The 26,369-nt window shown below is 48.2% G+C and carries 24 protein-coding genes, 1 tRNA gene and 1 pseudogene; 13 read left to right on the forward strand and 13 right to left on the reverse strand.

Annotated elements, in window-relative coordinates; translation table 11 throughout:
- Positions 1-45 precede the first annotated feature (45 nt).
- Together ACTQ16_RS10135 and ACTQ16_RS10140 are read right to left on the reverse strand one after the other, a co-directional pair.
- Positions 46-648 (reverse strand): lysine exporter LysO family protein, encoded by a 603-nt coding sequence (locus ACTQ16_RS10135; RefSeq protein WP_294967874.1) that lies wholly within the window; start codon positions 646-648, stop codon positions 46-48.
- Complete coding sequence (locus ACTQ16_RS10140; RefSeq protein WP_217760773.1) at positions 645-920, reverse strand: LysO family transporter; 276 nt, start codon at positions 918-920, stop codon at positions 645-647. Before ACTQ16_RS10140 ends, ACTQ16_RS10135 begins: the two co-directional genes overlap by 4 nt.
- A 189-nt stretch (positions 921-1,109) precedes the next feature.
- On the opposite strand from ACTQ16_RS10140, the gene ACTQ16_RS10145 reads away from it, so the two are divergent.
- A complete protein-coding gene (locus tag ACTQ16_RS10145) occupies positions 1,110-2,678 on the forward strand; it encodes a PglZ domain-containing protein (protein ID WP_218417755.1) in 1,569 nt (522 codons plus the stop codon).
- A gap of 69 nt (positions 2,679-2,747) precedes the next feature.
- Positions 2,748-3,158 (forward strand): tRNA (adenosine(37)-N6)-threonylcarbamoyltransferase complex ATPase subunit type 1 TsaE, encoded by a 411-nt coding sequence (gene tsaE, locus ACTQ16_RS10150; RefSeq protein WP_293629680.1) that lies wholly within the window; start codon positions 2,748-2,750, stop codon positions 3,156-3,158.
- Positions 3,159-3,429: 271 nt separating this feature from the next.
- Here the strand turns inward: tsaE and trxA are convergent, their stop codons facing one another.
- Complete coding sequence (gene trxA / locus ACTQ16_RS10155; protein WP_294967877.1) at positions 3,430-3,744, reverse strand: thioredoxin; 315 nt, start codon at positions 3,742-3,744, stop codon at positions 3,430-3,432.
- 50 nt (positions 3,745-3,794) lie between these two features.
- On the reverse strand, positions 3,795-7,505 hold the full coding sequence (gene dnaE, locus ACTQ16_RS10160; protein WP_295346764.1) for a DNA polymerase III subunit alpha: 3,711 nt from the start codon (positions 7,503-7,505) through the stop codon (positions 3,795-3,797).
- Between the two features lie 165 nt (positions 7,506-7,670).
- Here dnaE and ACTQ16_RS10165 point away from each other — a divergent pair, with 165 nt between their 5' ends.
- Positions 7,671-8,363 (forward strand): phosphatidylserine decarboxylase family protein, encoded by a 693-nt coding sequence (locus ACTQ16_RS10165; protein ID WP_153124515.1) that lies wholly within the window; start codon positions 7,671-7,673, stop codon positions 8,361-8,363.
- A 3-nt stretch (positions 8,364-8,366) separates the two neighbouring features.
- The gene (pssA, locus tag ACTQ16_RS10170) at positions 8,367-9,095 is read left to right on the forward strand and encodes a CDP-diacylglycerol--serine O-phosphatidyltransferase (protein ID WP_295346763.1); all 729 of its coding nucleotides are present in this window, start codon (positions 8,367-8,369) and stop codon (positions 9,093-9,095) included.
- 79 nt (positions 9,096-9,174) lie between these two features.
- On the opposite strand, the gene pyrH is transcribed toward pssA, so the two are convergent.
- The 3 genes from pyrH to ACTQ16_RS10185 form a co-directional block, all read right to left on the reverse strand.
- Positions 9,175-9,885 (reverse strand): UMP kinase, encoded by a 711-nt coding sequence (gene pyrH, locus ACTQ16_RS10175; RefSeq protein ID WP_153124519.1) that lies wholly within the window; start codon positions 9,883-9,885, stop codon positions 9,175-9,177.
- Positions 9,886-9,929: 44 nt separating this feature from the next.
- Positions 9,930-10,667 carry a biotin--[acetyl-CoA-carboxylase] ligase gene (locus ACTQ16_RS10180; protein WP_441937303.1) on the reverse strand — a complete coding sequence of 246 codons (738 nt, stop codon included), beginning with the start codon at positions 10,665-10,667 and terminating at the stop codon, positions 9,930-9,932.
- Positions 10,668-10,738: 71 nt separating this feature from the next.
- The gene (locus ACTQ16_RS10185; protein ID WP_295346761.1) at positions 10,739-11,116 is read right to left on the reverse strand and encodes a YraN family protein; all 378 of its coding nucleotides are present in this window, start codon (positions 11,114-11,116) and stop codon (positions 10,739-10,741) included.
- Positions 11,117-11,219: 103 nt separating this feature from the next.
- Here ACTQ16_RS10185 and ACTQ16_RS10190 point away from each other — a divergent pair, with 103 nt between their 5' ends.
- Positions 11,220-11,666: a nucleoside deaminase gene (locus ACTQ16_RS10190; RefSeq protein WP_153124525.1), complete on the forward strand. Its 447-nt coding sequence runs from the start codon at positions 11,220-11,222 to the stop codon at positions 11,664-11,666.
- Between the two features lie 92 nt (positions 11,667-11,758).
- On the opposite strand, the gene ACTQ16_RS10195 is transcribed toward ACTQ16_RS10190, so the two are convergent.
- Positions 11,759-12,610, reverse strand: a complete 852-nt coding sequence (locus tag ACTQ16_RS10195; RefSeq protein ID WP_294967889.1) for a hypothetical protein — start codon at positions 12,608-12,610, stop codon at positions 11,759-11,761.
- A gap of 148 nt (positions 12,611-12,758) precedes the next feature.
- A complete protein-coding gene (rsmI, locus tag ACTQ16_RS10200; RefSeq protein ID WP_441937305.1) occupies positions 12,759-13,496 on the reverse strand; it encodes a 16S rRNA (cytidine(1402)-2'-O)-methyltransferase in 738 nt (245 codons plus the stop codon).
- Positions 13,497-13,591: 95 nt separating this feature from the next.
- On the opposite strand from rsmI, the gene ACTQ16_RS10205 reads away from it, so the two are divergent.
- The 4 genes from ACTQ16_RS10205 (at position 13,592) to ACTQ16_RS10220 (ending at position 16,491) form a co-directional block, all read left to right on the forward strand.
- Entirely contained in the window at positions 13,592-14,173 is a 582-nt protein-coding gene (locus ACTQ16_RS10205) for a thymidine kinase (protein ID WP_153124531.1), read from the forward strand.
- A 69-nt stretch (positions 14,174-14,242) separates the two neighbouring features.
- Positions 14,243-15,451: an AI-2E family transporter gene (locus ACTQ16_RS10210; RefSeq protein ID WP_294967890.1), complete on the forward strand. Its 1,209-nt coding sequence runs from the start codon at positions 14,243-14,245 to the stop codon at positions 15,449-15,451.
- A gap of 66 nt (positions 15,452-15,517) precedes the next feature.
- Positions 15,518-15,590: transfer RNA gene (locus ACTQ16_RS10215), tRNA-Lys, on the forward strand.
- Positions 15,591-15,840: 250 nt separating this feature from the next.
- Positions 15,841-16,491, forward strand: coding sequence for a DUF4840 domain-containing protein (locus ACTQ16_RS10220; RefSeq protein WP_441937307.1), 651 nt, complete (start codon positions 15,841-15,843; stop codon positions 16,489-16,491).
- Positions 16,492-16,662: 171 nt separating this feature from the next.
- On the opposite strand, the gene xylE is transcribed toward ACTQ16_RS10220, so the two are convergent.
- Positions 16,663-18,114 (reverse strand): D-xylose transporter XylE, encoded by a 1,452-nt coding sequence (xylE, locus tag ACTQ16_RS10225; protein ID WP_294967894.1) that lies wholly within the window; start codon positions 18,112-18,114, stop codon positions 16,663-16,665.
- Between the two features lie 159 nt (positions 18,115-18,273).
- On the opposite strand from xylE, the gene ACTQ16_RS10230 reads away from it, so the two are divergent.
- From ACTQ16_RS10230 to ACTQ16_RS10245, 4 genes and pseudogenes are all read left to right on the forward strand, one after another.
- Positions 18,274-19,230 (forward strand): methylenetetrahydrofolate reductase, encoded by a 957-nt coding sequence (locus ACTQ16_RS10230; RefSeq protein WP_295346759.1) that lies wholly within the window; start codon positions 18,274-18,276, stop codon positions 19,228-19,230.
- 87 nt (positions 19,231-19,317) lie between these two features.
- Positions 19,318-20,457, forward strand: a pseudogene (locus tag ACTQ16_RS10235) (DNA polymerase III subunit); the annotation flags it as partial.
- Positions 20,458-20,548: 91 nt separating this feature from the next.
- Positions 20,549-21,901, forward strand: coding sequence for a regulatory iron-sulfur-containing complex subunit RicT (locus ACTQ16_RS10240; RefSeq protein WP_295346758.1), 1,353 nt, complete (start codon positions 20,549-20,551; stop codon positions 21,899-21,901).
- Positions 21,898-22,383: a gliding motility lipoprotein GldH gene (locus ACTQ16_RS10245; RefSeq protein WP_217760783.1), complete on the forward strand. Its 486-nt coding sequence runs from the start codon at positions 21,898-21,900 to the stop codon at positions 22,381-22,383. The genes ACTQ16_RS10240 and ACTQ16_RS10245 overlap by 4 nt, the downstream gene beginning before the upstream one ends.
- A 67-nt stretch (positions 22,384-22,450) precedes the next feature.
- On the opposite strand, the gene rodA is transcribed toward ACTQ16_RS10245, so the two are convergent.
- From rodA to mreD, 3 genes are read right to left on the reverse strand one after another with little or no spacing between them, the layout of a single operon-like run.
- Positions 22,451-23,914 carry a rod shape-determining protein RodA gene (gene rodA / locus ACTQ16_RS10250; RefSeq protein WP_294967900.1) on the reverse strand — a complete coding sequence of 488 codons (1,464 nt, stop codon included), beginning with the start codon at positions 23,912-23,914 and terminating at the stop codon, positions 22,451-22,453.
- Positions 23,915-23,961: 47 nt separating this feature from the next.
- Positions 23,962-25,812: a penicillin-binding protein 2 gene (mrdA, locus tag ACTQ16_RS10255; protein ID WP_294967902.1), complete on the reverse strand. Its 1,851-nt coding sequence runs from the start codon at positions 25,810-25,812 to the stop codon at positions 23,962-23,964.
- A gap of 17 nt (positions 25,813-25,829) precedes the next feature.
- Complete coding sequence (gene mreD, locus ACTQ16_RS10260) at positions 25,830-26,327, reverse strand: rod shape-determining protein MreD (protein WP_294713812.1); 498 nt, start codon at positions 26,325-26,327, stop codon at positions 25,830-25,832.
- Positions 26,328-26,369: the final 42 nt, after the last annotated feature.

Genomic DNA, 26,369 nt, shown 5'->3' on the forward strand with positions numbered 1-26,369 from the left:
GCGCCTGATGCATAACCAATGCACAGCGCTATGGGCAAGTTTCGTTTACAGAGAACAGAAGAATGTCACCAGGAACGGTACGGAGAAATCCACACAGAAACCATGGAAGATGGAAACGACGATGAAGCTCTCGCCCGAACTGCGGGTGATGATGGGCAACGTGGTATCCATCGTGGTGGCGCCACCTACGCTGATAGGTGCCAGTTTGCCGAAATACCTAGCCAGCAGCGGAGCACACAGCAGGGTGAGAATCTCGCGGCAGATGTTGGCTAGAAGGGCGATGGTACCCAGTTCTGCACCACGATACTGGGTGATGAAGATACTCGACAGCGAGTAGTATCCGAAGCCCGAACCGATGGCAAGACAGTCGCTGAGCTGGCGATGCCCCAATACCAGGGAGGCAGCAGCACATCCGGCAAAAGTTCCCAGAATGGTCATCACCGGCAGCATCATCAGCCGGGGATTCACCTTTCTGAAACTCTTCAATATAGAGGTATCGCAACCGATGCTGATACCTACGCAGAACATCAGGCAGCAGAGCGCATAATAGCTCACGTCGCTCGCCGGGAAGCTGGACGGAATCACATCACACAAGCCCACGATGATGCCCAGCACGAAGAAACCCACGATAATCAGACTACCTTTCATTTCCCAGCCTCCTTTCTGCAGACGTATCTCCACAATGCCCAGGCAAAGATTGCACTACCCAGACTTCCGGCTATCGTCAGCACGATGGCCTCAAGACCCAGAGTCTGCAGACCATTGACGATATGCGGGTTAGCCCCCACCTCGATACCGAGCAGGAACAGCAGCACCCATATCAGCGCCGTGATAACCCGGCCAATAAAACTCATTTTCCTGTTGCGAAGCAGATATCCCGTACCTATTCCGCACAACATAATCATTACAATCTTGAGCATTGTTTTCTTCTTTCTTCGTTTATTTTTCGTTTATTCATTACTAAATAATAATAACGGATTCCCGGTCTTTATATTATATCCTAACCCAAGAATACAACACTTTCAGCCCTATTAACATACTTTAATAGCAAGAATCGTTCTCCATTCAAGAATTCTTTGTACTTTAGCATCTTAAAAAAAGATACATTTATGAGCAACGGATTATTACTTTGGGTAGACGACGAGATAGAGCTTCTCAAAGCCCATATCATCTTTCTGGAAAAGAAAGGATACGAGGTGGTGACGGTGAGCAACGGGGCCGATGCCATCGACCAATGCAGGCAGCAGACCTTCGACCTCATCCTCCTCGACGAGATGATGCCGGGACTGAGCGGACTGGAGACCTTGCAGCATATCAAGGACATCCAGCCAGCCACACCCGTTGTGATGTGTACAAAAAGTGAAGAAGAAAACATCATGGACCAGGCTATCGGTTCCAAGATAGCCGACTATCTCATCAAGCCCGTAAACCCGAACCAGATTCTCCTGTCGCTCAAGAAGAATATACACCGGAAGGACATCGTGACGGAGGTAACGCAGAGCGGATACCAGCAGGACTACCAGCAGATAGCCATGCAGATGATGGACTGCCGCAACTTTCAAGACTGGATGGAAGTATACCGCCGGCTGGTGAAATGGGAGCTGGAACTGAGCGATACCGACAGTTCGATGACCGAGATGCTCTCCATGCAGAAGGAGGAGGCGAACATCGGCTTTGCCAAATACATCGCCAGGAACTATATGGACTGGGTAGACCCGAAGAATCTGGGCAAGGTGGTGGAAGGCAGACCCGTGATGAGTCCGGACATCTTCAAGACCAAGCTCTTCCCGATGCTCGACAAGGACGAAAAGGTGTTCCTCATCGTGATAGACAACTTCCGCTACGACCAGTGGAAGATGCTGGCGAAAGACATCGGCGACATGTACGACATCGAGGAAGACATGTATATGAGCATCCTGCCCACAGCCACCCAGTATGCCCGGAATGCCATCTTCAGCGGACTGATGCCCAACAAGATAGCCGAAATGTTTCCGGAACTGTGGGTGGACGAAGACGAAGAGGAAGGCAAGAACCTCAACGAGAAGCCGCTCATCCAGACGCAGCTGGACAGATATCGCAAGCACTACAGCTTCAGCTATCACAAGGTGAACGATTCGGCTGGAGCCGACAAGTTCCTGGAGCATTACAATGAATGCAAGGGCAACGACCTGAATGTGCTCGTCATCAACTTCATCGACATGCTCTCGCATGCACGAACCGAATCCAAGATGGTAAGGGAGCTGGCGAATACGGAATCAGCCTACCGCAGCATCACCCGGAGCTGGCTGCGCCACTCGGTACTGGCAGAGCTGTTCAAGCGGCTTGCCCAGAGCGATTTCAAGGTAATCATCACCACCGACCATGGCAGTATCCGCGCATCGAAGCCCATCAAGATTGTAGGCGACCGCAATACGAACACCAACCTGCGCTACAAGCTGGGCAAGAACCTGGCGTATAATGCCAAGGAAGTATTCACCATCAAGGAGCCCCACAAGGCACAGCTGCCTGCTCCTAATCTGAGCACTGCGTATGTCTTCGCCTACGGGGATGCCTTCTTCGCCTATCCGAACAACTATAATTATTATGTGTCTTACTACAAGGACACCTTCCAGCATGGTGGCATCTCGATGGAGGAAATGCTCATTCCACTCATCACGCTGACACCGAGAAAGAGATAAGCAAAGACTCCAGCAGCCTTAGCTAATCATAAAGTTCAATGTTCAAAATTCAAAGTTCAAAGTAAATATATGAAGATTAAGATTGATTCATTAGACAACATCCATGTAGCTGCCAGAGAATTTCTGGATAACATGGGCGACGGCAAGGTCTTTGCCTTCTATGGCAAGATGGGTGCCGGAAAAACAACATTTGTCAAAGCTATCTGCGAAGAGTTGGGAGTAGATGACGTCATCACCTCTCCTACCTTTGCCATCGTCAACGAATATACCGCTGGTAATGGCGACCCTGTCTATCACTTCGATTTCTATCGCATCAAGAAGCTGGACGAGGTATACGATATGGGCTATGAGGACTATTTCTACAGCGGAAACCTCTGCTTCCTGGAGTGGCCGGAGCTGATAGAAGACCTCCTGCCAGAAGACTGCACCAAGGTGACTATCACCGCCGAGGAGGATGGCAGCAGAAGCGTAGAATGGTAAGAAAAATACGTCCCGACGCAGACTTTACTACGTCCCGACGCAGTTCTCAGTACGTCCCGACGTAGCACGGTCTGCGTCGGGACGTATTTTCATACCCCTCGTGATGCAGTTGCCCGCCCCTCGCCGTGCAGCTACAGCCCCCTCGTAACACTACCCAGCGGGCATGCAAAAAGTGACAAAGTCACTCGTCACCTTCTGCCAACAAAAAAGCACCTGACCAGAGACGGAAAATCTCCAGCCAGATGCCTTTAACCATTTTGCTTTCAGGATTTTACAAGAGAGCCTGGAACTTCTCAGTCAGGGTTGCCTTTGATGTAGCACCTACGAACTTGTCTACCAGCTGACCACCCTTGAAGAAGAGGATAGTAGGGATGTTGCGAACACCAAACTCCATAGCGATGTCGTCATTCTCCTCTACATCACACTTGCCAACAACGATTTTACCATCAAACTCCTCAGCCAATTCTGACACGATAGGAGCAATCTGACGGCAAGGACCACACCATGTAGCCCACAAATCTACTACCAATGGCAACTCGCCATTCTTGTAACTCTCGAAATTCTCTGTTGTAATTGTTACTTCCATTTTCTGTACTTTTTATTTTATTTATGATTAATATTATCTGAGTATATTAACTAGTTAATCTGATAAGACATCTTCGGGTTGTCGTTCACGAACTGAATCAGTTCCCGGCTCACTCCTATCGCCCTGTCCTGTGCACGCATCGTAAAGTTGGTGTTGGTCTCAGAGTCATGAATCTGTATGAAGAGCTGCGCATGGCCCTCATCGTTCTCAACCAGCGTCTTGAGGTCGTTCACCAGCGTATCATCAACGATAGAGCTGTCGATGGAAATCGTAAACTTCTCCAATCTGTTCTCCTTCACGGTCTGCAGATATTCCACCGTACTGATCTTGAAGTCGAGATAGTTGCTGTTGCCATAGCGGGCTACGCACTTTGCCGTAACAAAGATGGTACTTCCCTCCACCATGACGCCTCGCCAGGTGCCCCAGTCCTCACCGAAAAGTGCCAGTTCGCCCGACCCCTCAAAGTCTTCGAGGGTAACGAATCCACAAGGCTTTCCGGTCTTGGTAAACTTGGATTTCACCTCGGTGATGATGCCGCCGAAGACGATGTCTTCCTTCTTGGCAAGCGCAACCTTGTCGCCCAGCTCCGCACAATGGGTATTGCAGAGGTTCTTGAGGATAATCTCATAATCATCCAGCGGATGAGCCGAGAGATAGATGCCCACCAGCTCGCGCTCCCTGTTCAGTCGCTCGATGGTGCTCCAGCCTTCCACCTCAGGAATAGGCGGAGTGGCTATCTCTACTGCTTCGGTTCCTCCGAAGAGCGATGTAGCCGCCTCCTGCTGCTCGCGCTGATAGAGCTGGCCATAGCGCACCAAGGTATCGAGGAAGGTCTCACCCTTGCTGTTCTTGCCGAAGAACTGCTCACGGCGGATGCCGAAGCTGTCGAAACCGCCACTCAGCGCCAGGGTCTCGAAAGCCTTGCGGTTAACGCAGGAGAAGTCTACACGTTCTGCAAAATCGAAGATGGTCTTATAGGGACCGTTCTTCTCCCTTTCTGCCACGATGGCATCGGCAGCCGGAGCTCCCATACCCTTGATAGCAGAAAGACCGAATCGGATTTCGCCATGTTCGTTCACACCGAAGGCACGGTAACTCTCGTTCACGTCAGGTCCCAGCGTCTTGATATCCATCGACTGGCACTCCTCCATCAGCTTGGTGATTTCGGTAATCTGGGCAAAGCGGCGGGTCATCAGCGCTGCCATGTATTCGGCAGGATAGTGAGCCTTGAGATAAGCCGTCTGATAGGCTACCCACGAATAGCAGGTGGCATGCGACTTGTTGAAGGCGTAGGAAGCAAACTTCTCCCAGTCGCTCCATATCTTCTCCAACACCTTCGGATCGTGTCCGTTCTCCTGTCCCTGCTTGATGAATTTAGGCTTCATTGCATCTACGATTGCCTTCTTCTTCTTACCCATCGCCTTACGGAGGGCATCAGACTCACCTCGGGTGAAGCTGGCAAGCTGACGGGAAAGGAGCATCACCTGCTCCTGATAGACCGTGATGCCGTAGGTATCCTTCAGATACTTCTCCATGCACGGGATATCGTAGGTAATCGCCTGCTTACCGTTTTTGCGGGCGATGAAGTCAGGGATATAGTCCATAGGACCCGGACGGTAGAGGGCATTCATGGCGATGAGGTCCTCAAACACCGTAGGCTTCAGCTCGCGGAGATACTTCTGCATGCCAGGCGACTCAAACTGGAAGGTTCCGATGGTCTGTCCGCGCTGGTAGAGCTGATAGGTCAGCTCATCATCGATAGGGATGGCATCGAGGTCTACCACGTCGCCCGTGGTCTGCTTGATGACCTTGCATGCCTCCTTCATCTCGGAGAGGGTCTTCAAGCCCAGGAAGTCCATCTTGATGAGTCCGGTGGTCTCGATGACGTGACCGTCGTATTGGGTTACTGCCGTCTTCAGTCCCGGAAAATCAGGGTCATCGGCAGTAGATACAGGCACCCAGTTGCTGATAGGGTCTCGGCAGATGATGAATCCGCAGGCATGGATACCCGTGCCACGGATGGTGCCCTCCAGCATCTTGGCATATTTGATGGTATTGCTCTCGCGGGGGTCGGTGGAGTATTCTGCCTCTCTCAGCTCCGGCGTATACTTGATGGCATTGGGAAGATTCATCTTCGCGCCGTCAGGCAGTCGGTCTGGAATCGCCTTGCAGAGCGCATTCGCCTTGTCGAGCGGCAGCTTCTCTACTCGGGCCACGTCCTTGATGGAGTTCTTCGTTGCCATCGAACCGTATGTAATAATGTGGGCACAGTTCTCATGACCGTACTTATCCATTACCCAGCGCAAGACCTTGCCTCGTCCATCATCATCAAAGTCGGTATCGATATCAGGCAGGTTGACACGGTCAGGGTTCAGGAAACGCTCAAACAGGAGGTCGTACTTCAAAGGGTCAATCTTGGTAATGCCCAGGCAATAGGCCACCACGGAACCAGCCGCAGAACCACGGCCCGGACCCACCATCACGCCCAGCTCCTCGCGAGCCGCCCTGATGAAGTCGCTCACGATGAGGAAGTAGCCAGGGAAACCCATGGTCTTCATCACGTGGAGCTCGAAGTTCACATGCTCGTCCACGTTCGCCGGCAGCGGATCTCCATAGAGCTGCCTGGCTCCCTCGTAGGCAAGATGGCGCAGATACTCGGCCTCAAACTTGATGCGGTATATCTTGTCGTAGCCGCCCAGACGGTCGATCACCTTCTGTCCTTCCTCCGGCGGCAGCTGATTCTCGCCGTTCTCATCGCTGGTGAATTCCTTGTAGAGGTCTTCCTCTGATACCTTCTGGCGCAGTTGCTCCTCGGTACCGAAACTCTCCGGAATGGGGAAGAAAGGCATGATTGGTCCGTGGTCGATGCTATAGATTTCCACCTTGTCAAGCACCTCCAGCGTGTTAGACAGTGCCTCGGGAATATCCGAGAAGACATCATTCATCTCCTGACGGGTCTTGAACCACTCCTGCTTGGAATATCGCATACGGTTAGGATCGTCCAGGTCCTTGCCGGTAGCTATACAGAGCAGGTGGTCGTGGGCCTCAGCCGTCTCCTTGTCCTCGAAGTGGCAGTCGTTGGTGCATACGAGCTTGATGCCGTATTCCCTAGCCATCTCTATAAGCACCTTGTTGGCCTTCTGCTGCAGCTGGAAAGCCTCGCGGTTGGCCAGGAAAGGAAGCGGTTCCTTCACCTCGTGGCGCTGAAGCTCCAGATAGTAGTCGTCGCCAAAGAGATTATGATACCACTCGCAAGCCTCGCGGGCTCCCTCGATGTCGCCATGCAATATCTTAGACGGAACCTCACCGGCAATACATGCCGAACAGACTATCAGATCCTCGTGGTATTTCTCCAGGTCGGCACGGTCGGTTCGCGGACGCATATAGTATCCATCCACCCAGGCATTACTGACCAGCTGGATGAGGTTCTTGTATCCATTATAGTTTTTGGCAAGCACGATGAGGTGGTAACCACTCATATCGCCCTTGTCCTTCTCACGGTCTTCCTTTCTTCGGCGGGCCACGTACATCTCACAGCCAATGATAGGCTTGAAGGGCTCCAGTCCCTCTTTCTTGCGATCCTTGTTCACCTTGGCGCAATAATCCGTGAGTTCCTTAATACCGAACATCACACCATGGTCGGTAACAGCCATACCCTTCATGCCGTCCTTGATGGCCTTGTCAACGAGATGCGGAATCTTAGACTGACCGTCGAGGATGGAATACTGCGTATGCACATGTAAATGAACAAAATCTTCCATTATACGTTCTAAATTTCAAAATTTGAGTCCAAAGTTACGGCTAAAAGTTGATATTCCAAAAGAAAAAAGAGAAAAAATTGAAAAACATAAAAGAAACGCCCAAAAAATTTGCTAAAACGACAAAAATACAGTACCTTTGCACCAATAAAAACTTAATCCTACCTTATGGGACAAAAAATAAAGAAACTGAAAAAGATAAGACTGCATCGCGAAGGCACTGATCAGCTGGTGGGCGGAGCGATAGCGTTAGTAGCCATTGCGGCGATATTATGGGGAGCTTTTGACACCAAAATTCCATTCTGGATTTTCTTGGTTGTCTTCGGTGTGGTTTACTGCATCGTGCTCAATTTCTATCGCTGCCCTATCCGCTACCTGAACGTAGAGGATACAGAGAAGCTCGTCGTAGCTCCTGCCGATGGCAAGATTGTGGTAATAGAAGAAGTAGATAATGCGCCATATTTTAATGACAAGCGATTGATGATTTCCATCTTCATGAGCCTTTGGAACGTACATGCCAACTGGTTCCCGGTAGACGGAAAGGTGAAATTCGTAAAGCATGTGGATGGCAACTACCACAAGGCTTGGCTGCCTAAGGCAAGCGAGGAAAACGAGCATGCAGACGTCATGATCACTACCCCTGAGGGCGTAGATGTATTGTGCCGTCAGATTGCCGGTGCCGTAGCGCGCCGTATCGTAACTTATGCAAAGGAAGGCGAAGAGTGCTATATCGACGAGCACCTTGGCTTTATCAAACTAGGTTCACGTGTGGATGTTTACTTGCCTCTCGGAACAGAAGTATGTGTGAAGATGGGACAGTCTACCACGGGTGACCAAACCATCATTGCAAAATTGAAATAATAAATGAGCATGAAGAAACATATCCCTAACACGATAACATGCTGCAACCTGATATCAGGCTGCATTGCTACATCGTTTGCCTTCGGTGGAAATCCAGAGATGGCTTTGTTGTGGATAATCATTGGAGCCACCTTCGACTTCTTCGACGGTATGAGCGCACGCCTGCTGCACGTTTCATCACCTATCGGCAAGGAGCTGGATTCGCTGGCTGACGACGTAACCTTCGGCGTGGCGCCTGCCACCATCGTATTCTCTCATCTACAGGTGATGGAATACCCTGAGTTTCTGGAGCCGATGCGCCCATGGCTGCCTTATGCAGCCTTCATCATCGCAGCCTTCTCGGCATTGCGACTGGCAAAGTTCAATCTTGATGAGCGCCAGACCACCTCTTTCATCGGGATTCCTACTCCAGCCAACGCCCTGTTCTGGGGGTCGCTGGTAGTATTCAATCCTGCCTGGCTTACAAACCTGAGCTGGTCGGTATATCTCGTCCTGGCTCTCATCCTCATCACCAGCTACCTGCTGGTATGCGAGATGCCATTGTTTGCCCTGAAATTCAAGCAGTGGTCGTTCAAGGGCAATGAGGTGAAATATGGTTTCTCAGGCTTTGCCGTGGCAATTCTTGCCCTCTCGGTAGCAGACGAGGGCGCAAGAGGATTCCTGCAGGGCTGGTGGATCATCATCCTGATGTATGTTCTCCTCTCTGCCATCCTATTCATGAGAAAGAAATAAAGGATTTAATCAGATAAAACAAAAGGCTTACTCCCCAGACAAGGAAGTAAGCCTTTTATCGTTTGCCGGGACTGGCAGATTAATTGTGCACAAGTGTACCAATCTCCTCACCGTCCATCACCTTCTTCAGGTTACCTACAACATCCATATTGAATACGTAGATAGGAAGGTTGTTCTCCTTACACATGGTAGTAGCTGTCAGGTCCATAACCTTCAAGCCCTTTGTATAAATCTCATCGTATGTAATGTCGCTAAACTTGGTTGCGGTAGGATCCTTCTCCGGGTCGGCAGTATAGATACCGTCCACACGGGTACCCTTCAACATGACATCAGCCTCAATCTCGATACCACGGAGAGAAGAGCCGGTATCAGTAGTGAAGTAAGGACTGCCTGTACCGGCAGAGAAGATGCAGATATAGCCATCCTCCATTGCCTCGATAGCCTTCCACTTGGTATAGAACTCACCGATTGGTTCCATGCGGATGGCTGTGAGCACCTTATTCTTGACGCCCAAAGCTCCGAGCGCACTACTCAAAGCAAGAGAATTGATAACTGTAGCACACATGCCCATCTGGTCGCCCTTCACACGGTCGAATCCCTTCTGGCTGCCACTCAATCCACGGAAGATATTGCCACCGCCGATAACGATGCCAATCTGCACACCCATCTCGTGAACTTCCTTGATCTGCTTAGCATAATCACTCAAGCGCTCAGGGTCGATACCGAAGCTCTGTTTGCCCATCAGGCTCTCACCGCTCAACTTCAAAAGAATTCTTTTAAACTTTGCCATAAATATTTTGTTAAATGTTTATTGTTTAATGTTTACTTCAGGGATTAAGAATTTATCAGAAACTTGATTTCGCCGAATGCATACGAACGGATCACTCCCTTCTTGTCGTGAAGGATAAGATGACCATCGTCCTCAACCTCAACGAAGGCTCCCTCGAACTTGCCATCCTTGTCCTCATACCAATGATAGCCCTTGCGACGGTAGAGCGAAAGATGGTAGATGCCCGACACATCCATATAGTCGGCACGGCGCAGGGGTTCGTAGTATCTGCAGAAAGCCTCAATCACCTTCTGCAGCACCTCTTCCCTATCCACCTCATGCCCCAGGATCTGAGCCAGAGATACAGGGTTAGGCGCGTCGCTCCTGAACTCCATCTGATTGATATTGATGCCGATGCCGAAGATGCAGCGCTTGATGCCCCTGGAATCGATAGACGTCTCTATCAGCGTACCACTGATTTTCCTGTCGTTCCAATACACATCGTTAGGCCATTTCAGCGTAAACCCGTCAGCATAGGAATCCAGAGCATCCTTGATGGCAAGGGCTCCCACCTCGGAAAGCAGGAACTGCTGACGAACCGGCACCCACACAGGGCAAGCCAACATACTGAACAGGAGGTTCTTGCCCTCCTCGCTCTCCCAGGTATGCGTGCCCTGTCCCCTGCCGGCTGTCTGGAAATCAGCCACGGCAATGGTGAGTGCAGTCTCATCGTATGAACTTAATTCCTTCAGGAAGTGATTGGTAGAATCCACTTCCTTCAATCTTATTATCTTCTTTTCCATTTTATCTTTTTCCTAATATAGATAATGTATAGACCGTACTTATATACATAGGTACACCCCTCATGACATGATTACAGTATCAGCATCGGATTGAAGGCATCCTTGAGATGTTCGAGGCACTTCACCTGATGGCCTACACCTACCACAGAGATGATATCGAAGCGCAGTTCCTTCTCCACCTGATGCTCCTTGACATAAGCATTGGCAGCTATCGCCAGATTGCGCATCTTTCTGCCATCAACGGCTTCCTCCGGCCGCTGGTAATCATCACCGGAACGGGTCTTCACCTCTACCACCACCAAGGTCTTTCCATCTGGCGAAAGAGCCAGGATATCCAGGTCTCTCTTACCTATCTTCCAGTCCCGGTCGATGATAACATAGCCTTCGCCTTCAAGGTAAAGAGCCGCCTCGTCTTCTCCCCATGCACCTAATTCATTATGCTCTGCCATAGTCTATTTCCTTTATTTTGCATCAAAAGATACTTTTACCTTGCAAAAATAATAAAAATAGTTCACACTTCAAACTTTTTTATGTAATTTTGCACTAAAAACAATGGAAGATATCAAGAAAAAAGACGAAGCCTACATGCGCCGTGCCCTGATAGAGGCACAAGCGGCATTTGATGAAGACGAAATTCCGGTGGGCGCCATCATCGTATGCAAGGACCGGATTATATCCCGTGCCCACAATCTTACCGAGATGCTGACCGATGTCACAGCCCATGCCGAAATGCAGGCCATCACATCGGGCGCCAACATGCTGGGCGGGAAATATCTGAAGGACTGCACGCTCTATGTCACCGTAGAACCTTGCGTCATGTGCGCCGGAGCATTGGGATGGGCACAAATAAGCCGGGTAGTATACGGAGCAGGAGATGAGAAGAGGGGGTATACAAAATATGCGCCCGATGCACTGCATCCTAAGACTACAGTTACATCGGGCGTACTGGAAGATGAGTGCCGGGCACTCATGCAGGAATTCTTCGCCAGAAAGAGATAGGAATCTTTTTCTCTATCTCTTCCCGGCTTATCACTTGATTGTAAAATCCGGATGATAATTCAATCTCCGGATGATTACCTTATTTCTACTGATTACTTAACCAAAACAACCAGGTACTTGCTGGTGCTCCAGAAGAGCTGTGAGTTGGTGATGTGGAGAGTATACTGCTTGTTGGCATCACGAACCAGAGAATAGCTGCTTGATGGGTGGATAGTAAGCAACTTAGCTGACTTAGAGTACAACTTAATCTCTGAGAGGTTGCGGATATCCACCTTGGTGAAGTAATTCTTGTTGAAGTTGCCAGTCATGACCTTACCGTCCTGAATGATACTCTGCTCCTTCAGCTCCTTCTTGGTACCGAATACATACCATGCGGTATGGATCTGCTTATCCTGAGCATTGATAGTCTCAGTCTTCTGATTGCTCTCAGCAGTAAGACGGTTGGTCTTGGTATTGAGGTTATTTACAGTCTCATCGAGTGCAGCAATATGAATATCTTTCTTGTCAAGTTCCTCACGCAGAGTCTGGAGCTGTGCATCCTTCTCCTCCAACTGCTTCTGCAAGCCCTCGATGGTCTTCTGCAGCTGAGCACCCTTCAAGGTACCGTTGGCAAGCTGCTTCTGGAGCTTGGCAATGAGTTCACGGTTCTGCTTCATACGGTCAGCAATGAACTGGATGTCTTCCTTGAGCTTCTGCTTCTTGTTGACACCCTCGCCATCCTTAGCAAGACTAACGCGATGCTCAGCCTCACTAATCTGCTGGAAACCTTCCTCGATTTCGTTCAAGGTACCCAGCAAATCGTTAATTTCACTGTCTTTCTGTGCAATAATGCCATTAAGAGAATCTGCCTGAGCAGTGTTTTGAGCAGCAGAATCATTCTTGCCGTTGTTACAACCAGTCAAACAAAATGCTGCTACGCATGCTACTAAAAAAAGCTTTTTCATAATCTGTCTCCTTAATATGATTTAATAATTCGTATTTATACTACATGAAAGAATGCGTGTATACGCCTTCCATACATAGTAATTACGCTGTCGCTTCATTATTATTACGTGATAAACCCGCATTTATTATATTTAAACACGAATTTATTTACTGATTCATGTTTTTTCTACGTTCTTCACGCTTTTTTTCCTTCAATTCCTCTTTTAATTGTTTAGGATCCTTACCAGCCAGCACGATGACGAACTCACCTCTAGGCTCCACCTCCTCAAAATGGGCGATGACCTCAGCGAGGGTTCCTCTTACGCTCTCCTCGTGTATCTTGGAGATTTCCCGACAACAACTCACCTGCCTGTCTGCACCGAAATTCTCGGCAAACTGCTGCAAGGTTTTCACCACACGATAAGGCGACTCATAGAATATCATGGTCCGCACTTCGTCCTTGAGAGATTCCAAATAGGTTTGTCTGCCCTTTTTCTGAGGAATGAAACCCTCGAAGCAGAATCTATCACAAGGCAATCCCGACGACACGATGGCTGGAATGCAAGCCGTAGGTCCCGGAAGGGTCTGAACGGTGATGCCCGCCTTTGCCGCCTCGCGAGCCAGATAGAAACCCGGATCGCTGATGCCTGGTGTTCCTGCATCACTGATAAGAGCGATGGTCTCACCAGCCTTCAACCGCTCAACGATGGAAGCCGAAGTGCCATGCTCATTAAACTTGTGATGCGCAACTAATCGATTTCGAATATCGAAATGCTTCAGTAGGACACTCGATGTCCGAGTGTCCTCAGCGAGTACCAAATCAGCTTCTTTCAAGACCCTGATAGCTCGCATTGTCATGTCCTCCATGTTACCAACAGGAGTAGGTACGATATACAATATGCCCATATAGGGTACAAATGTAGTTAATTAATCTTTCTAAGCAAAAAAAAATGCGTTTTCTTTGCATTTTTTAAAACCTTATTAGTAATTTTGTCCCCGAAATGACAGAAAATCTAATTGGGGAGGCACATCGCCCCGGAAGAATTGAAGTGGTGTGCGGATCAATGTTCTCTGGAAAAACAGAGGAATTGATTCGAAGAATGAAGCGTGCGAAGTTCGCCAAGCAGAAGGTAGAAATCTTCAAACCGGCGCTTGACACTCGTTACTCCGAGGAAGACGTAGTGAGCCATGATCTGAACTCTATCCGATCTACTCCTATCGAGTCCTCAGGATCTATACTCCTTTTGGCCTCTGATATCGACGTGGTCGGTATTGATGAAGCCCAGTTCCTAGACAATGGCCTGGTAGATGTATGCAACCAGCTTGCCAACCGTGGCGTCCGTGTGATCGTTGCCGGTCTCGACATGGACTTCAAGGGCGTTCCCTTCGGACCAATCCCTGCCCTCTGCGCCATTGCAGACGAAGTGACCAAGGTTCATGCAATCTGCGTGAAATGCGGAGCCCTGGCTTACGTGAGCCATCGACTGGTGCATAACGAAAAGCGGGTGCTTTTGGGTGAAAAGGATGAATACGAGCCGCTCTGCCGCGACTGCTATCAGAAAGCCCTCCACAAGGAGGAGTGAAAAGTGAAGAGTGAAGAATTCAAAAGCCTTTGCTGATCATAAAGCTCAAAGTTCAAAATTCAAAGTAATATGCCAAAGGAGATTACATTCGATAAGTTTATACGATGGGCAGGCGTTACGCTCATCGTCTTTGCGGTGTTATATATCACCAATTACTTGAGCGAGGTACTTTTACCATTCGTCATAGCATGGTTTTTTGCCTACCTGCTCTATCCGGTCGTGAAGTTTATCGAGAACAAACTCCACATCAAGGTTCGTGCCCTGTCCATCATACTGGCAATGGGAGCTGCCATCGCAGTCATCGGTGGCGTACTGTGGCTCATCATTCCACCGATGATCGACCAGTTTGACAAACTAGGGGAAGTCTTGACCCGCTGGCTGCACCAAACCACCCACACCAACAACCTGACGGCGATGATCAAGGAGTGGCTGCAGGAAAATCAGGCACAGATAGAACATTTCCTGAAGAGCAAGGACTTCAGCGATGCCCTCAAGACAACGATGCCCAAGCTGTTCTCCGTTGTAGGACAAACGGCAAACATCATCATCAGCATCGTGGCATCCATGATTACCTTATTATATATGTTCTTTATCCTGCTCGACTATGAGACATTAACCGCCAACTGGGTTCGCATCTTCCCTAAGAAGAACCGCCCTTTCTGGCAAGAGCTGATGAAAGATGTAGAACGAGAGCTCAACAACTACATCCGCGGCCAGGGAATGGTGGCCCTCTGCATGGGTATCATGTTCTGTATTGGCTTTACCATCATCGGCTTCCCGATGGCTATCGGTCTGGGCATTCTTATAGGTATCATGGACCTGGTACCTTACCTTCATACCTTCGCCCTCATCCCTACTGCCTTCCTTGCCATGCTCAAGGCGGCAGATACCGGTCAAAACTTCTGGATGGTCTTCGGACTTGCCTTCCTGGTATTCTGCGTGGTTCAGGTGATTACGGATATGGTGGTTACACCAAAGATTATGGGCAAGGCGATGGGCTTGAACCCAGCAATTCTGCTATTAAGTCTTTCCATCTGGGGTGCCCTGCTGGGCTTCATCGGTCTGATTATCGCACTACCTCTCACCACCCTGCTCATAGCTTATTGGCAGCGGTATGTGACGAGAGAAAAGCCGCAATACCAAACTCCAGACACTCCGCCTGATGAGATTCAGCAAAATGCGGAAGAGATAGCTCATTCCCTCAAAATGAGTGGAAAATTGGCTGAAAAAGCTATCCCAGAGAGCGAAAATGAAGAAAAACAGCAAAAAAACGACTAAATATTTGGTTATTTGAAAAATATGTCGTACCTTTGCACTCGCTTTTGAAACCAAAGGTTGGAGATTGACTCGCTAGCTCAGCTGGTAGAGCACAACACTTTTAATGTTGGGGTCATGGGTTCGAGCCCCATGCGAGTCACAGATCTCAGAAAAAGGACTTTCCGTTATGGCAAGTCCTTTTTTCGTATACATTTAACTGAGACGCCCAGACTAAGCTGGGATATCCTGCAAGACAACCATTGCACATCAGAAGGAATAAAAAGAATAAAAAACAGAGCCTTTTAATATTTCTTAACAAATACAGATGCAAGATTCATGTAAAGTCTCGTTTTATTATACGGAAATACTGATAATAAACAATATTATAGCAAAATAAATTAGAAAACAAAATGAAGAAATTTACATTACTCACTGTTTTGGCAGCTTTCGTTGCTGCATTCTCTTTCACTTCCTGTAACACTGATGGCGACAGCTACACACCATTGACTCTCGAACAGCAGAAGTCTTTTCAGACAGCAATGGCTGTAGGTTCATACAACAACATGATGCTTCTCTTTGAGAAGAAGAATGAAGCCAATGTAAACAAGCAGATTGACTCTGTTGCAGTATCTTGCAGAGTAAGCATGTACGGTGACAGTACAATCACTATGACCAACTTCCCTATCGCTCAGCTCGCAGAGCACATCTCTAACAAAAATCTGGCTGAAGCTCTCGCAAAGGAAGCGCCAAGAACCATTACATGCAAGTATCAGGTTGCACCAAACAGTACATCAGCTATGGCTTACTTCCTGGCATGTCCTAGCGTAATCGAGCTGAACCTGACTTACGGTACGGACAACAAGAGCCACAAGGTACAGTTTGCCTTTGCGCCTAACCAGATGTATTATGGCTACTGCACACTGAACGAGCCAAGACAGTTAGGATTCCAGTTCTATCTTGCCCAGCTTTGGGTTGACGGAGCACAGACATCTTATCTCAAGAACTCTGTATCCGGCAACAGCTATGTACAATTCGCTTGCCGCAATGCATTCAAGAAATAAAAATAAGATTAGAAACAAGAATCAAAAGTAAAAAAGAATATAGTTAATACTCTCTTATAAAACAACTTACAAATATATGTTCTGAAATCACTCAGTATGAAAACTAAATAAAAGGCGCGACAGTCGGGATTGACTATCGCGCCTACTTTTTTATTAATATACCACTATCAATTAATCTTTCTTCCAAAGCTTGGTCATATCCTCCAAAGTCTTACCCTTTGTCTCAGGAACCAACTTCCATACAAAGACAGCAGCAAGGATACAGATAACGCCATACAAACCGTATGTGAACCAATAACCCATGCTATTGGCAAGTGGTACGAACGATGTAGAAACAATCCAGTTGAAAATCCACTGGAAAGCTACAGCGATAGCTACAGCTGCACCACGGATGGTATTAGGGAACACCTCGGCAATAAGTACCCAGCAGATAGGTCCCCAAGAGAACATAAACGATGCAGAATAAACCATGATGGAAACCATGCAGAAAAGCTGCATATTAGGATTTCCAAAGGTTATTGCCACACCAATAGCACCCAAAGCCATACCCAGAGAGCCCGCAATGAGCAAAGGCTTGCGACCCAACTTCTCTACAGTAAAGATAGCAACACAAGTGAAACTGAGGTTCACAATACCATTGAATACGGTAAGCACCATAGGATTGTCAAATCCCATTGCCTCATAAATACGTGGTGCATAGTAAAGCACCGCATTGATACCTACAGCCTGCTGGAATACAGAAAGCATCACACCTACGAAAATACAGAGAAAACCGTAAGTCATCAGCTTTTCTGTCGTCTCGGTTACCGTATTCTTGATTTCATCCAGAATCTTCTTTGCCTCTGCAGCACCATTAATACGGGCAAGAATACGCTCTGCCTTCGCATCCTGACCTACCATAGCAAGATAACGTGGAGTCTCAGGAACAAAGCAGATAAACAAGGCGAACAAACCTGCAGGAATCATCTCTGAACCAAACATGTATCTCCAACCAGTCTCGATAGCCCAAGCAGCTTCGCCACCATTGAGAATCTCATTCATACCATTACCCACACTCTGAATAGCAGGAGCTATATGATCGCCAAGGATAAAGAAGTTGACGAAATAAACCACCAGCTGACCAAAGATGATGGCAAACTGGTTCCAGCTAACCAACATACCACGGATATTACTTGGGGCAATCTCACCAATATACATAGGACAAACAGCAGAAGCCAAGCCTACACCAATACCACCAATAACACGATAAAGATTGAAGACGATAAGCAAGGTTAGATTTGGTTCTCCCTTTGGCAAGACTAAACTTTCAGGACACATAGAACCCCATGCAGAGATGAAGAACATCACACCCGCAAAGATCAGCGAGCGTTTACGTCCCCAGCTAGAAGCAAGCACTCCGGAAAGTGCCGAACCTATGATACAGCCTATCAAAGCACTGGAACTGGTAAATCCATGCCAGAAATCTGTATATACGAAATCACTTGCACCCATGAAGAATGCTTGTAAGCCCTTTTCGGCACCTGATATCACTGCGGTATCGTAACCGAAAAGCAAGCCGCCTAATACTGCGACCATCACAATTGAGATAAGATAGGCTTTAGAGCCCGTTTGTTTTTGTTCCATTATTTTTTAGGTTTGAATCTGTTTTGTTTTTGTAGTTCAGCGAAAATATTCTATATATTAACGCCTCTTCTCTTAAAATATTACGTATAAAGTGCACTTTTCCCCTATTTTTTTTGTAAATTTGCAACCAAATTATAATTTCAACAGAGATTACGTCATATGAATATAGCAGGTTTTCTACAAAATGAGGGCAATAAGCGAGGCTTTTCTTTCGAAGTTCTGCCTCCACTCAAGGGTAACGGAACAGCAGCCTTGTTCCGCACCATCGACAGCTTGAAGGATTATGCCCCTAGGTTTATCAACATTACGACACATCACAGCGAATACGTTTACAAGGAATTGGAAAACGGTTTGTTGTCGCGCCAGCGTGTACGCCGACGTCCGGGTACCGTTGCCATTGCAGCTGCCATCCAGAACAAGTACGATATTCCTGTCATTCCGCACGTCATCTGCAGTGGCGTCAGCAAGGAAGACATTGAGTACGAGCTGCTCGATCTCCAGTTTCTGGGCATCAGCAATATTCTGGTACTTCGCGGTGATAAGGCTAAGGATGATAGAGTATTCACCCCAACCCTGAATGGTCATGCGAATGCAACCGACCTCTTGAAGCAGGTGAACCAATTCAACGAAGGTTTCTTCTGCGACGGTACTCCTATCAAGCATCCTGGCGAGAAATTCTGCTGCGGCGTAGCTTGCTATCCGGAGAAGCACGAAGAAGCTCCTAATCTGGAAATGGATATGCAGCACTTGCTGGAGAAGCAGAAGTTGGGCGCAGCATACGCTGTAACCCAGCTCTTCTACGACAACCAGAAATTCTATGACTTTGTAGACAAGGCTCGGAAGATAGGTATCACCATTCCTATCATCCCTGCCCTGAAGCCATTTGCCAAGCTGAGCCAGCTCACTGTAGTACCAAAGACCTTCCATTGCGACATTCCTGAGGATTTGGCGCAGGAGGTATTAAAGTGCAAGACGGATGAAGACGCCAAAGCTCTCGGCATCGAATGGACAACCGCCCAGGTGAAAGACCTGTTCGAGCACGGCTACAACAATATACATTTCTTCACCGTTTCGGCTGTGGAAAGCGTAAAGCAGATTACCAAAACTCTGTTTTAGGGTAGAGGATTCTGCTACAGGAAGGTAAAGGTTAGGTGCCTGGAGCAAAAACTTTAGGCTACTAATCATAAAGTTCAATGTTCAAAATTCAAAGTTCAAAGTAAAAAGAGTTCAATGTTAAAGAAGGAAGTGATAGGTCAGCAAGAAGTATGGAACCGTCTGATGGAGATGGTTCAGGAGAACCGCATCCCCCATGCTTTGATGTTTTGCGGACCGGAAGGTTGCGGTAAACTGGCGATGGCACTGGCTTTCGCCAGCTATCTGCTTGGAGATTCTCCGATGCTCAACAAATGGGAACATCCCGACCTTCACTTCACCTACCCAACCATCAAGACGTCCGATATGGGCAGCGACCATACTCCGGTTAGCGATGATTTCATCAAGGAATGGCGCGAGATGCTGCTCAAGGATGGACCTTACGTGCTGATTGGTGAATGGATGCAGAAGATGGGCAAAAGCGATGCCGACTTAAACAAGCAAGCCATCATCACCGCCGAAGAAAGTGATGCTCTTGCCAAGAAACTCATCATGATGTCGAGCCAGGGCGGTTACAAGATCAGCCTGATATGGCTGCCGGAAAGAATGAACCAGCAGAGTGCCAACAAGATATTGAAACTCCTGGAAGAACCACCTCGCCAAACCCTCTTCCTGCTCGTTAGCGAACAGCCTGAACTTCTTCTGGAAACTATCAGAAGCCGAACCCAGCGCATCGATTTCAAGAAGATTGCTACAGAAGACATCGAGCAGGCATTGATAGAACGCAGGGCTTTGGAACCCGACATGGCACACCGGATAGCCCGCATCGCCAACGGCAACTGGAATGCAGCACTGGAAGAACTCAATGCCGGCAATGAGAAAAGACAGCATCTCGACATGTTTATCATGCTGATGCGACTCGCCTACATGAGAAATATTCACGACCTGAAGAAATGGAGCGAAGTGGTTTCCACCTTCGGAAGAGAGAAGCAGAAGAGAATGCTCGATTACTTCATGCACATGCTCAGGGAAAGCTTCATGTACAACTTCCGACAGGCAGAACTGAGCTACATGACGCAGGAAGAGGAAAACTTCGCCAGGAACTTCGCCCGCTTCATCAACGAGGCGAACATCATCGACATATCCAACCTCTTCGAGGAGAGCAAACGGTTCATCGGGCAGAATGCCAATCCTAAGATTGTATTCTTCGACCTGGCACTCAAGATTATCGTACTGCTCATCAGGAAGTGAGGAAAGAATCAAGAAGAGCGGAAAAATGAAGAGAAACAAAGGGCGTAAGCCTATCAATATACATTAATAATATTATAAAATAGATTTTATCGTGGATTACAAGAATATGAAATTCAGATTGTGGAACGGCTGCGACCGAGGACTCTGCTGCAAGGCGGTGGGACGACAGGACAGACAGCTGAACACATACGACTGGCTCGCAGACGTGCCAGGTAACGCCGAGAGCACCGACCTCGTAGAAGTGCAATTCAAGAATACCCGAAAGGGATATTACCATAATGTGAATAACCTCGACCTCAAAAAGGGCGACATCGTGGCTGTGGAAGCCAACCCTGGTCACGACATCGGTGTGGTTACACTCACCGGTAGACTCGTGAAACTGCAGCTGAAGAAGGCAAATCTCAAGTCGCAGGACGACATCAAGCGCATCTATCGCATTGCCAAGCAGGTAGACCTCGACAAATGCAAGGAAGCAAAGAGCCGCGAGCATGCTACCATGATTCAGAGCAGACAGATTGCCCTGGACCTGGGATTGAAGATGAAAATCGGAGACGTAGAGTATCAGGGTGATGGCAACAAGGCTATTTTCTACTATATCGCCGATGAGCGAGTAGACTTCCGTCAGCTCATCAAGGTGCTTGCTGATACCTTCCACGTGCGCATCGAGATGAAGCAGATTGGTGCCCGTCAGGAAGCAGGCCGCATCGGTGGTACCGGTCCTTGTGGTCGCGAACTCTGCTGCGCTACATGGATGAAGAATTTTGTGAGCGTCAGCACCAATGCCGCACGCTATCAGGACATCTCGCTCAACCCTCAGAAGTTGGCAGGTATGTGCGCCAAGCTGAAATGTTGTCTCAACTATGAGGTAGACAACTATGTAGAAGCAAGTCGCAAGATGCCTCCAAAGGATGCAGTTCTGCAGACTGCCGATGGCGAATTCCATCAGTTCAAGGTAGATATTCTGGCTGGTCTCATCACCTATTCTTCTGATAAGAATCTGGCTTCAAACCTCGAAACTATTACCGCAGCACGTGCCAAGGAAATCATCGAGATGAACCGGAATGGCGAAAAGCCTCTCAGCCTGTTGGAGAACGGAAAGATCAAGGAATCTTCCAAGCCTATCGATTTGCTCAACGAATCAGACTTGAGCCGCTTCGACAAGTCGAAGAAAAAGAAAAAGAAAAATAACAAGAATCGTAACCGCCAGGACGCAGACAATAAGGCAAACAAGCAGCAGAACGAGAACCGACAGCAGCAGAACGGCCAGCAGGGCGAGAACCGACAGCAGCAGAACGGTCAGCAGGGCGAGAACCGACAGCAGCAAGGCGAGAACCGTCAGGGCAACCGTCATCAGAACGGCAACAACAATCGCCGTCGCGACAATCGCAATCGTCAGCCACGCCAGCAGCATGGTGGTGATAAAAAACCAGAAGACAAGAAATGAAACGACTGATATATTTGATATTGGTAATGGTAGCAACCATGTCGCTCCCTTCCTGCAAGCATTCTACCGTATTCGACAGTTATGCGCATACCCCGATTGCAGGATGGGAGAAGAACGACACGCTCTCGTTCGAGATTCCACCTCTTCTGGAAGGCGGCTATTACAACGAGAGCCTGGGGCTCCGCATCACGGGTAATTATCCTTTCATGGGACTTACCCTCATCGTGGAGCAGAACATCTACCACAACAACAAGCATGTGCCCAGCGCATGCAAGACAGACACCGTAAACTGTCAGCTGATAGACAAGAACGGTGTAAGCAAAGGGCAAGGCATCAGCTACTATCAGTACAACTTCCCTATCAACGTATACAGGTTGAATCAGGGAGACTCTATCCATATCACTGTGCGTCATGACATGAAGCGCGAGATTCTGCCTGGCGTAAGCGATATCGGAGTGAAGATAACAAAAAATGACCAATGAGGATTTCCCATTGGTCATTTTTCTTTTATCCCAGTTTCTTAGCAGAATTCTAGCTCTTTACCAGATTCTAGCTTCTTACCAGATTTCTACCTGCATCTATTCTCAGGAAGATGAAGAGCAGAATGGTAAAGCCCCAAAGCGAACTACCGCCATAACTGAAGAACGGCAGCGGAATACCGATTACAGGCGTCAGTCCCAGCACCATTCCTACATTAATAAACAGGTGGAACAGGAAAACACTCAGCACGCAATAGCCGTATATTCGTCCGAACTTGAAAGGTTGTCGCTCTGCCAGGTGTATCAGTCTCAATATCAACGCCAGGAAGAGCAGCAAAACACCTGCCGAACCCAGGAATCCTTCCTCCTCTCCTACCGTACAGAAGATGAAGTCAGTATCCTGCTCTGGCACGAACTTGAGCTTAGTCTGGGTTCCATTCAGGAATCCCTTACCCTGCAAACCTCCCGAACCGATGGCAATCTCGCTCTGATGAACATTATATCCGGCACCCGCCAAGTCTTCATCCAGACCCAGAAGCACGTTGATACGAACTCGCTGGTGAGGCTCCATCACATTATTCAGTACGTAGTCGGCACTATAGAAGAAGGCGATAGAACCGAGAGAGAATAACGAGATGAGGAAATAGTTTCTGAATCTCGTTCTCAAACCATGGTAAACCAGGAATCCTATCATCAGCGCACATAGCAGGAGCTGTATCCACACGATATCGAACGGAATGACATAGGTGGAGAAAAGGGCAAATATCAGCGTAATACCCAGGGAATAGCCCAGGATGATAAGCGCATGTTTCTTATTGCCCGTATACGAATAGACCATACCCGAAGTAAAGATCTGTACCAGCAAAAGCACCACAAACTTGCCCACCGAGGTATAGGTATCCCACATCATCACGTTCTCATACTTCACTCCCAACACGAAATAAGCCACCATCGAAACTCCCGTAAAGAGCACGGCACCCGGCATTCCTTCGCGATAGAGCATCAGGAAGAAGGCTGAATAAACCAGCGCCGAACCCGTTTCACGCTGTCCCACGATACATACCATAGGAAGCATGATGATACCTACTGCCGCCATGAAATGCTTCATGTTGTGGATATTGAATCCATAGCTCGACATGAATTTCGCTACAGCCAAAGCCGTGGCAAACTTACCGAACTCGGCAGGTTGCAGTCGGAGCGGTCCCAGGACGAGCCACGAATGCGAACCCTTGATGCTATGCGGATTGAATATCGTGGCAAAAAGCAGCAATATCAGTACCGCATAGATCACATACGAGAATGTATCGTAAATCCGGTCATCGAGCAAAAGAAGAACCAAACCCAATGCTATCGATGTTCCAATCCATACAATCTGCATACCCGAACGAGCACCTAAGCTGAAGATTTCATTGTCACCGTATGTGTAACTGGCACCACAGACACTGATCCAGCCAAAAGCCAGAAGTGCCAGATAGATGCCTATCGTCCACCAGTCGAGCGAACGCAGCACACTAGGTTGTTTATTATCGCTCATAATAATATAATTTATACATTATGAATTATACATTATAAATTGTTCCCTTATCTACTGCTAGAACCGTATGCAATTCTGCGTGCCTGCATCTGGGCAGCCTGACTTTCAGAAGCAGGCGACAGTTTACCCTTCAGATATTGCTCCATCATCAAGCCTCCGATAGGCACACCATAGTCGGCACCCCATCCACCATTTTCTACGTATACCGCAATGGCAATCTTCGGGTTGTTCATTGGTGCAAAACCCATGAATACTGAGTGGTCATGACCACGGTTCTGGGCAGTACCCGTCTTGCCGCAAGGCTCGAAATCGTAACGGGAAAGCATCTTACAGGTTCCCTTCAAGGCAGAACTTCTCATACCGGCAATTACATAGTTGTAAGCTCTGCGCGAAGCCTTGGTTACGTGCCTACGGGTGTAGAGCGTATCGAGCGGTTCACCCTTTACCTTGCGCACCACATGAGGCACATAGTAATAACCTCGGTTGGCAATAGTAGCACCCAGGTTGGCTATCTGCAACGGTGTCAGGTTCACCTCACCCTGTCCGATAGAGATACTGATGATGGTAAGTCCGTTCCATGATCCCTTGTAAGCCTTGTCATAGAACTGTGCATTCGGGATCAGTCCTCGCTTCTCACCCGGCAAGTCAATACCCAGCTTATAGCCGAATCCCATACTCACCATATAGTCTTTCCAGGTTGTCATGGCGTTCTGAACAGAACCATACTTACTCTTATTACCTATCATGTAGTAAAGTCCCCAACAGAAGTAACCGTTACAGGAAGTACTGATGGCATCCACAAGCGCAATAGGCGATGGGTGACCGTGACATCCTACGTGCAATCCTCTGTAAGAGAATCCGTGATTACATGGGAAGGCTGTACCTGGAGTGATGATACCTTCGGTCAGGAAAGTCAACGCCTGCGTGGTCTTGAAGGTAGAACCCGGAGGATACTGTCCCATGATACTACGGTTCAGGAGCGGTTTCCAAGGATTCTTGGAGAGCCACTTATGCATCTTTCCTCTGTTCTTACCCACCAGCTTACGAGGGTCGTAGGTTGGTGAAGAAACCATCGCCAGGACTTCACCGGTACGAGGGTCGATTGCCACGATACTTCCAATCTTGCCCTGGAGCAACCGTTCCCCGAGTGCCTGCAGATTGATGTCGATACCCAGGGTAAGGTCTTTACCTGCAATCGGCTTCTGGTCAAGCTTACCATTCTGATAACTGCCCTGTATTCGTCCGTGGGCATCTCGAAGCATAATCTTCACGCCCTTCTGGCCTCTGAGCTGCTTTTCATAATGTTTCTCCAGTCCCAGCTTTCCGATATAGTCACCAGGCTGATAGTAATCGTCCTCCTCAATATCGCTTTCCGAGACCTCTCCCACATCACCCAGCACATGGGCTGCGTAAGGATAGGTATATTCTCTCACGCTTCGTTTCTGAACATAGAAGCCAGGGAAACGGAACATCTTTTCCTGGAATACCGAGAAATCCTTGTCAGACAGCTGGCTCATAAAGAGCTGCTGCGTATATCTGGAATAGCCCGGATTCTTGGAACGGTCCTTGATGGTTTCCATACGCTTGTCAAACTGTTCCCTTGTAATTCCCAAGGAATTGCAGAAGTCCAAGGTATCGAGTCTTCCTTCCTGTTCCTTCATCACAACCATGATGTCATAAGAAGGCTGGTTATACACCATCAGCTTGCCGTTACGGTCGTAAATAGCTCCACGGGAAGGGAACTCAATCTGCTTCAGGAAGGCATTACTGTCGGCATTCTTCTTATAGTCGTCGCTCATAATCTGAAGCGTAAACAGACGAATGGAGTAAATGACCACAATAGCTATGGCCACTCCCCCAATAACAAATCTACGCTTTTCAAGATTGTAATCTATCATACACCTTATTTAATATATTATTTTCTGAAGCCCTCGATGGCCATGACCATCACCATAGTGATGACCGTACTGCCACCAATACACATGAGCCACTGCATCCAATTGAAGAAATTGAATGTTTCGAGTGTAAAAAACAAGAGATTATAAACGAGTACTATAATTAATACATACAGGAAATACGAACCCATACCGATGGTTCGCACCGACGGCTCCAGGTCGTCGGCACTATCACGAGGCACGAAGAGTTCGAAAAGATACGGTTGCAGCAGGCCTACCAGAGTCATGGAAGCAGCTGCAACACCAGGGGTATTGGCGAACACGTCAATACAAAGTCCCATCATGAAGCACCAGAGCAGCACCGCCCAGCGAGGGTGGTTTCTGCGGAAATGGAGCACCATGATGATATACAGCAAGGGGGTAGCGCAGTTGAAAAGGTGAATGTGATTAAACACCAATCCCTGCACCAGCACCAGCACCACGAAGATGCCGAGTCGTTTCATTAAATCTATACTCATTGCCAATATATCTCCTCTAAATTCTGAGTTTTTCTCCTCTTA

Origin of the sequence: Prevotella sp. LCP21S3_D2, from assembly GCF_052118345.1 — a bacterium.
Classification (GTDB): domain Bacteria; phylum Bacteroidota; class Bacteroidia; order Bacteroidales; family Bacteroidaceae; genus Prevotella.